5 protein-coding genes and 2 pseudogenes are annotated in these 7,640 nt (G+C 39.0%); 4 read left to right on the top strand and 3 right to left on the bottom strand.

Annotation, left to right across the window (positions count from 1 at the left end; genetic code table 11):
• Nucleotides 1–406: 406 nt before the first annotated feature.
• Nucleotides 407–1,735 (top strand): hypothetical protein, encoded by a 1,329-nt coding sequence (locus VLA57_RS10680; protein WP_133104370.1) that lies wholly within the window; start codon nucleotides 407–409, stop codon nucleotides 1,733–1,735.
• Between the two features lie 11 nt (nucleotides 1,736–1,746).
• On the opposite strand, the gene VLA57_RS10685 is transcribed toward VLA57_RS10680, so the two are convergent.
• Nucleotides 1,747–2,439: a thiopurine S-methyltransferase gene (locus tag VLA57_RS10685; RefSeq protein WP_133104371.1), complete on the bottom strand. Its 693-nt coding sequence runs from the start codon at nucleotides 2,437–2,439 to the stop codon at nucleotides 1,747–1,749.
• 565 nt (nucleotides 2,440–3,004) lie between these two features.
• On the opposite strand from VLA57_RS10685, the gene VLA57_RS10690 reads away from it, so the two are divergent.
• On the top strand, nucleotides 3,005–3,604 hold the full coding sequence (locus tag VLA57_RS10690; RefSeq protein ID WP_133104372.1) for a DJ-1/PfpI family protein: 600 nt from the start codon (nucleotides 3,005–3,007) through the stop codon (nucleotides 3,602–3,604).
• An 883-nt stretch (nucleotides 3,605–4,487) separates the two neighbouring features.
• Here the strand turns inward: VLA57_RS10690 and VLA57_RS10695 are convergent.
• Together VLA57_RS10695 and VLA57_RS12575 are read right to left on the bottom strand one after the other, a co-directional pair.
• The gene (locus VLA57_RS10695; RefSeq protein WP_333954887.1) at nucleotides 4,488–4,634 is read right to left on the bottom strand and encodes a hypothetical protein; all 147 of its coding nucleotides are present in this window, start codon (nucleotides 4,632–4,634) and stop codon (nucleotides 4,488–4,490) included.
• Between the two features lie 183 nt (nucleotides 4,635–4,817).
• Nucleotides 4,818–5,077 (bottom strand): annotated as a pseudogene (locus tag VLA57_RS12575) (transposase); the annotation flags it as partial.
• A gap of 431 nt (nucleotides 5,078–5,508) precedes the next feature.
• On the opposite strand from VLA57_RS12575, the gene VLA57_RS10710 reads away from it, so the two are divergent.
• Together VLA57_RS10710 and VLA57_RS10715 are read left to right on the top strand one after the other, a co-directional pair.
• Complete coding sequence (locus tag VLA57_RS10710) at nucleotides 5,509–7,137, top strand: sodium:solute symporter family transporter (protein WP_133104373.1); 1,629 nt, start codon at nucleotides 5,509–5,511, stop codon at nucleotides 7,135–7,137.
• 60 nt (nucleotides 7,138–7,197) lie between these two features.
• Nucleotides 7,198–7,640 (top strand): annotated as a pseudogene (locus tag VLA57_RS10715) (NAD(P)(+) transhydrogenase (Re/Si-specific) subunit alpha); the annotation flags it as partial.

Here is a 7,640-nt window from a genome sequence, read left to right on the forward strand (position 1 = left end):
GTGACCGTGAGCATAATCTCACAGTCATTTCAGTTTTTTTTCATAAATAATGAGTGGGGTTGCTCCGTATTATCAGTTCAGGGATACTTATTTTCACCCTCCAAAGAGGTACTAGATAAATCCATGTCTACATTTAATGTAGTAAATAATTACCAAGAGGTTATTAACTCTATTGATACAGTTGATATATTTCGCCAATCTCATAGATATAAAGTTAGGAATTTTTAATCTAGTCAAATTTATCAATCCTATCGTAGGTTCTGCATAGATAGTACTATAGCTATGACTTACACCCAAAAAAGCTCTAAAAAATAGTAAGAATATTATATGTCAGTAGAGTTGACACCAGTAAGAAGTCGTTACTTGCTCAATTATTGTGTTTTGATCTGAAAGGATGTGAATAAATTTGATTTATAAGCTCATACTAAATAAGCATTTGCAGGTTGCACTGCTGTTTTTGCTGATTCAGCAAATTATTGTTGCTTCATCAACGTACTTTATTGCTCGCCTTGCACAAAGTTTGACCGAGGAGAGTATCTCAATTTTATATATGGTGCTATTTGCCGTCTCTTTAGTAGCGGTTTATGTGCCCGCGTATTTTTGTGTCACCAATACGGAGCGCGCCAAGTACGATGCTCATAAGCTGTACAATGATAATTTTCATACTGTCTTTTTAGGCAAGACCTACTTGTTATCTAACGATGAGTTACAGAGTACGGCAACCACAACACTCGCTCAGGAAAGCAACTACACCCTTGAAACCGTCATTGATAGCATTTTTGATATTTCAGCGCTGGTGCTCAATGTCTTATTTAATGTGTTGGTCATTGCTTGGTTTTTAGATGGCACCTTACTGCTTGGTTATGCAGTAGGAATTGTTTTCGCCTCCATGTTTGTGCATTTTAGACGACATGCTTTAAAAACGGCTGCCAAAACAGATCAGCAATCACGGCTGAATTTAACCGCTAAACTCTTTGACAGTTGGGATAACGTCGTTATTTTCAATAAGCATAATTACACGCTCTATAATAATATTGTTCAAAAAAGCTTTGCGACAGCGAAGAATAATAGTGTTAAATCCACATCGATCCAGCATATCAATTCAAGTCTAGGCATAATCATATTGATGCTGCCTGTTTTTGTGGTCACGGCTTTTATTTTTAATAAAAATTGGCAGGATGCTGCGACGATGGCGGTACTAATTGCCACGCTGCCAAGACAAATTCAGCTATTGCAAATGTGCTATGCATTGATTGGATACCATACCAGTATTGGCGTTATCAAAACGATGCTAGATGGTATTTTGGAGGTCTTACAACCTACCGCTGTCAATTTAGATAACTATATTCAAGCAGACCAAATACGTGTTAAGCAAACAGGGGATATTTTTGATTCAACACAACTACCCAAGCAAGGTAGAGTAACGTTGGTTGGTAATAATGGCGTTGGTAAATCTTGTATGTTGCTCAAGCTCAAAGAGCACTACCAAGAACAGGCTTACTATTTACCCGCCAAGCACAATTTGTATTTCAATTACAAAACTGACAAAGCCCATAGAGGTTCAACAGGACAACAACTCATCAAGCAAATTCAGGAAATTAGAGAGGACGACCAAAGTAGGATTGTCATGCTTGATGAGTGGGATGCCCATTTGGATAAAGAGAATACTCAAATTATAGATCAGTATCTTGATGAGCTTGCCCAAACAAGGCTTGTCATAGAGGTTAGGCATTGAGTTAGAAAATATTATTTTTTAGATACTAATGTATAGACAAGACGATATCCTGAATCACCTGCGGTAGAAACATAGTCTACTTTCTCTTGTGCGATCAAGTTTATCTCATAGTACTCAGCATAATATTGTTCAAGTTGAGATCGTGTCACTAAGAAAGGAGGTAAGTTTTTATGATTATCGCTGCGCTGCTTCTCACCATCATAAGCAAAAGATAAGAGAAGTTGGTTTGCGCTATTACTAAGCGCCATAATTTGCTGTGTATAGTGCGTACGTAGATTGTCAGGCTCAATGTCTGGAAGAGCTACTAATGCACCACGATCATAGACAGCGTCTATTACTCCAATATCAATAGGACTTAAGTCAAAGATATCACCCACCCAAATTTCAAGAGTTTGTCCTTCGTGTTCAGCTTGATAACAAGTGAGGCTAGGGGTAGTTGGATGTAGCGATACTGTCGCTTGCAAATCGTTTTCGGCAAAAAACTGTATGACTGCTATTTCTGACAGCTCAACACCAATAACGTCAAAACCCTGACTGGTAAACCATAGCATATCCACGCTCTTACCGCATAAAGGCACAAAAACGCGACCATTTTTAGGGCTATTGAGTGCTTTAAAATGATGTATTAGCATGGGATGTGGTTTTTTCTGAGTAAAATTAGTTTGGCTATTTTGCCATGCATTTTTCCAAAATTCAGGAGTCATAAAATCAACCTTTATTGTATTAGACTGAGTCTGTCTTGTTATTTTACTATGGACACCTCTAGGCTGTATTTACTGACAGGGTATTCCAAAACGCTATGTACTATCAATCGAATATTAGCGGTTTTGCTGGCAGGTAATTGCTTATTTTTACTATTTCGGTAAGGGCTTACGGTATTGATTGGGCGTGGCTGCTACTAAATGTTAAAAGTACGCTGAAAGTGCGCTTGATCAGCAAACCCAGCACTTAAAGCAGTATCGATAATAGATAACCCTTTTTTCAGTTGTTGCTGACCGTATTCCGTATTGAATGCGTTTATTGATAATATAAGCATGGGGCGTCATGCCAAAATACTGCACAAAGCTTTAGTGCAGTGCTCATTTTAAGTTGAGCCAAAACAAATCTGCTGAAAATAGAGTAGGGGCTGTCGCAGGACTGAAACAGCTAGGAACGTCAAAGGCGGATGCGATGGCGACGTTGGTTGAAAAGGTAAATGAAGATTAAGCTTGATTATAAGGTTATGAATGAGTGATATTTAATTTAATAAAATCAACTCAAGGACACACCATGACATCGATACGAACCGTTGGCATATTACTTTTTAACGAAGTCGAAGTATTAGATTTCGCAGGACCTTTCGAGGTGTTTTCATTGGCTGAAAATGATAGCAGTGATAAGCATTTTGATGTCATTACCATTGCCGAGCAGCAAGCGCCAATATCTGCTAGAAATGGTTTAACTGTTATACCGGATTATAGCTTCGACAATCATCCCACTATCGATGTTTTGGTTATCCCTGGAGGTTATGGTGCTGAAAAGATCGAAATAAATAATCCAGTGGTTATTGATTGGATTATCTCTCAAGCAAAAATTACCGAGTTAACGCTATCAGTCTGCACCGGTGCCTTGCTATTAGCAAAAGCTGGATTGCTGGCTGGCAAGTCTGCAACCACTCATTGGATGGATTTGGACAATTTAGCATCCTATCCTAATATTGAAGTCATCGCTAATACCCGTTTTGTCGATGCCAGTGACGAGACTACTAAGTTGGTAACATCAGCAGGAATAAGTGCCGGTATTCATGCCAGCCTGTACTGTGTGAAGAAGTTACTAGATAGTCAAACTATGCAAACAACTGCAAGACGTATGGAGTTTGATATAGGTTAAAAGCGTTAATAAATTTGGCTAACAAACACCTCGGCATAAAGAGCTTGGATCTTTCGTTATCGGCTGGCAGTGTCACTTTGAAGTGACCCGAGAGAGTATGGTCAAGATGGTAACGAATGGGTATGATGGAATCTAAAATGAACTTAATAACTATTTGATCATAATCTCATAAACTTCATTTAACTTATGGCTACCTAAATTTAGGTTCATAGTTTAAAAAAGATGATTGTCTAGTAAAAACAATAGCCTATAGTTAATAGAAAAATAAATGGTTCATGAACCTTAATATGTGACATAACCTGAGTACAACAACCTTTATTTAAACTGTTGGGAATCTCAACTGAGACACCTATGAGCTATGCAAAAGAAACCGTATAAGTAAATTTGGTAAAATAAGAATATTAACAGAAGCTTATCATGACTAAGAAAATCAGAATATACAATGCAGATTTAAAGGCTGAATCTGTCAAAAAAATATCATGCAACAGTAATGTTTTCAGCGTCTGCAAAGTAGATAAGTCTAGCCGTGCAGACATTATCTAACTGACAAAAAAAAGCAGTGATCGATGTCCATTTGAAACTGGGAGTCTGCCTTAAATAGGTTTATCATTATGTTTAATAATTGCATCTGCAGGCGTTTAGTCTAAATGAGAGTTACATAGAATATTGGATATCCTCTAAGAACGCTTTTATCAGGTGTCCTAAATTAGTTGACCACTACACTACGGTTTCTTCAGCATAGCTCAATCAGGGCATTGCAAAGTTACATGAATAGAGCTTCATCTCCTTTAAAAAGCCACGTTGGGGTCAATTGTTAGAGCTCTGTAAACAAGCCAATCCGTATCTCGCTAAGCTCCGCATTATGGTTGAACAAAAAACAGGCTTAATAAAAGGGTTCAAAATCGTAGCTCATAAATATCGTAATCGTCGTCAGCGCTACGATCTTAGAATCAAGCTGTTCGCGATTAGAAAATACCTTAGATAAACTGGGTGGCAACTTGATATCTTCTGCAATTTCACCAGGTGTCATGCCTTTATTCACCCGACGTACGCTTTAATCATGGATAAATTTATAAGTATCACGTTGTTGAGTTAAAAATACTTGAATGTCCTATTGACCCTACATAGGTCAATAGTGGCTTGCGAAATAAATACTGACATTAGCAAATAAGTTATGTGCCTCTTCAATGTAACTACTCCATTTCAGCGCATCACGGTCTCTTAAGGTGAAGATCTCAAGATCGCCTGTGTCACTGCGGACGGTCTTTTTAGTGTGCCTATTATTGTGCTTATTAGGTTTGTCTGCTTTCTCATGCTTAGGATAGCCGAGATAGTCTTCCATCTCAGCTATTCTAAGGCAGTATCGATAAAAGATTGCATGGGCTGCTCCTGAAAGTATTTGATGTCATCAAAGCTATTCATGCTGCTAGCCATTTGCTCAGCCAGTTTTTCAATGTCAGATTGGTTGGTCATTGCTTATTTTATGGCTAGTGGGCTATAAGCATAAGCCGTTACACAATTTTTAGCAAAGCCTCGCTAAGATAGATGTTGCTTGACTTCTATCTTCAGGCTCCGTAACTACAATCTTCCAAGTTAATGTCCATGGCTTTGGACAGCAGGACGCACTTCATCTTGTCAGTTATAGTAAGCTTCGTATGGAGTATCTAGCTTAGTAACTCTGCTTTTACTGCCTCTTTAATATCGCTCACTTTTTAAACAAAGTCTATTTCGACATTCTTCCTTCTAAAATTCAAAACATACCAAAACACGATTATATAAATTTATTGCATTCGAATTCAATATTAAATATACTCAAGTCATATTAATTTATATTAAATCCTACTCAAGTTCATAAGGTTTTACTTTATGAACCTGGGAGGGCCATTAACAAAAGGATCTTGATGATGGAAAGTTTTGGTACCCTCAATTGGGTGATTGTCATTGTTTATTTATTAGCCAATCTTTTGCTTGGCTGGTTTATGAGTCGGAAAATTTCTACTGCAGAAGACTATTATATCGGTGACCGCTCATCCCCTTGGTGGGCCATTGGTATTTCCGTAATTGCTACATACATCAGTGCCTTATCATTCTTAGGTGGACCTGCTTGGGCATATGGTGATGGTATGGCAGCCCTCGCCATTCATATCAACTATCCCATAGTCATCTTCATCGTCGTCGTATTTTTCCTACCCTTCTTTTATAGCAGTGGCGTCGCTTCTATTTATGATTATTTAGAGCGTCGGTTTGGCAAAAAATCTCGAGCCATCATAAGTGCACTGTTTCTGGTTACCCAAACGATCACTACAGCCTCTATCCTAACTGCTACGGCTTTTGTCATTACTTTTGCGACAGGTATAGATCCGAAAACTGCAATCATCCTTATGTCAGCTATTGTTGTAGGCTACACCCTCATGGGTGGTATGAACGCTGTCATTTGGACAGACGTCTTGCAGGGATTTATTCTATTTCTTGGTGCGGGAATTATCTTTTACATATTAATTGGAGAAGTATCACCGATGTCAGGAGCTCTCACTATGCTGGGAGAAAACGATAAGCTAAATCCATTGAATTGGAGCCTAGATTTTTCTGTTGCCCCAACGGTTTGGGCAGGGGTGGTCGCGATGACATTGTTTCATATCACCGTATACGGTGGTAATCAAATGATGGTACAGCGTACCTTAGGTGCAAAGAGTATGGGAGATGCCAAAAAGTCTTATCTATTAATGGGCTTTGCTGCATTCTTTATCTACTTTTTATTCTTTTTTATTGGCGCTTTACTCTACGTTTATTTCAAAGGTAAAGTATTTGCAGAACCAAATCAAATTATCTTGATATTTGCAAATATGCTCGCTATTCCTGGTTTAATGGGAATAATTGCTGCCGCAATATTATCAGCTTCAATGTCAAGCTTATCGTCGGCATTGAACTCTCTAGCAACAATATCCGTACTCGATTTTTATCAGCCATATATGAAAAGAGATGGCGACGAGAAACATTATCTAACAGCGTCTCGTATTTTTACCGTTACTTGGGCAATATTTATTATCCCTATTGCATTCGCATTCATTGATAGCAAAGGGTCTATCTTAGAAACATTTACAGAAGTGTCTTCTTATTTTGTTGGTGCACAATTGGCTATTTTTGGTTTGGGTTTCTTTTCAAAAAACACTACAGAGAAAGGCCTTATTATTGGTGTAATTGTTGGGTTTATCGGTGTGTACGTGTTTGCAGCAGGTATTCCGTTTACCAGTTGGACGCCACCAACCATCGCATGGCCTTGGTTTGTCGTCATCGGCGGCGCTATCAACATTGTTGTGTCAATCGTTGCAAGCTTGATACTTGATGGTAAGCAAAAAAGTTGGCACGAACAGACAGTCAAAGGTCAGCAGTTAAAATTCGCAGCTGAAGGTTTACCAGAAAAAGTTGATGGTTGGTATGTTGTACCTGGTAAGGTTGATAAAGTAGTGTGGTTATTACCCATATTATTCATCTTCATCATGTTATTCCTAGCATATTTCAGTACGTTAGGCTAAAGCTTGTTGCTAATTGAATGACGAAAACGTAAGTATAGTCACTAGACGTAAGGAGACGGTATGAAAATCGGTGTTATTAGTGCAGATAGCGCAAGCGAAAGTCGGGTCGCGCTAACCCCAGACGCAGTAAAGAAATTACGCGAACTTGGGTTTGAGGTGGTCATTCAGTCAGGCGCAGGTCAAGCCTCTTATTATGCAGATGCGTTATATCAAGCAGCGGGTGCTGATATTGCCAATAGTAGCATTGACGTCGTCAACCAGTCGCAGATTATTACCACCGTCAATGATTTGCCGACGTCAACGACGGCTGCTTTAACCGCTGGTCAAATCATCATCGGTATGCTTGATCCCTATCGCAATACCCAACTGGATACTTATGCTGCCAAAGGGGCTACCGCCTTTGCCATGGAGCTATTGCCACGCACCTTATCACGCGCACAGAATATGGACGTCTTGTCTTCACAAGCCAACCTTGCCGGTTACAAAGCGGTGTTGCTCGCTGC

This window comes from Psychrobacter sp. S4(2024), from assembly GCF_036861305.1.
GTDB classification, from domain to species: Bacteria; Pseudomonadota; Gammaproteobacteria; order Pseudomonadales; family Moraxellaceae; genus Psychrobacter; species Psychrobacter cryohalolentis.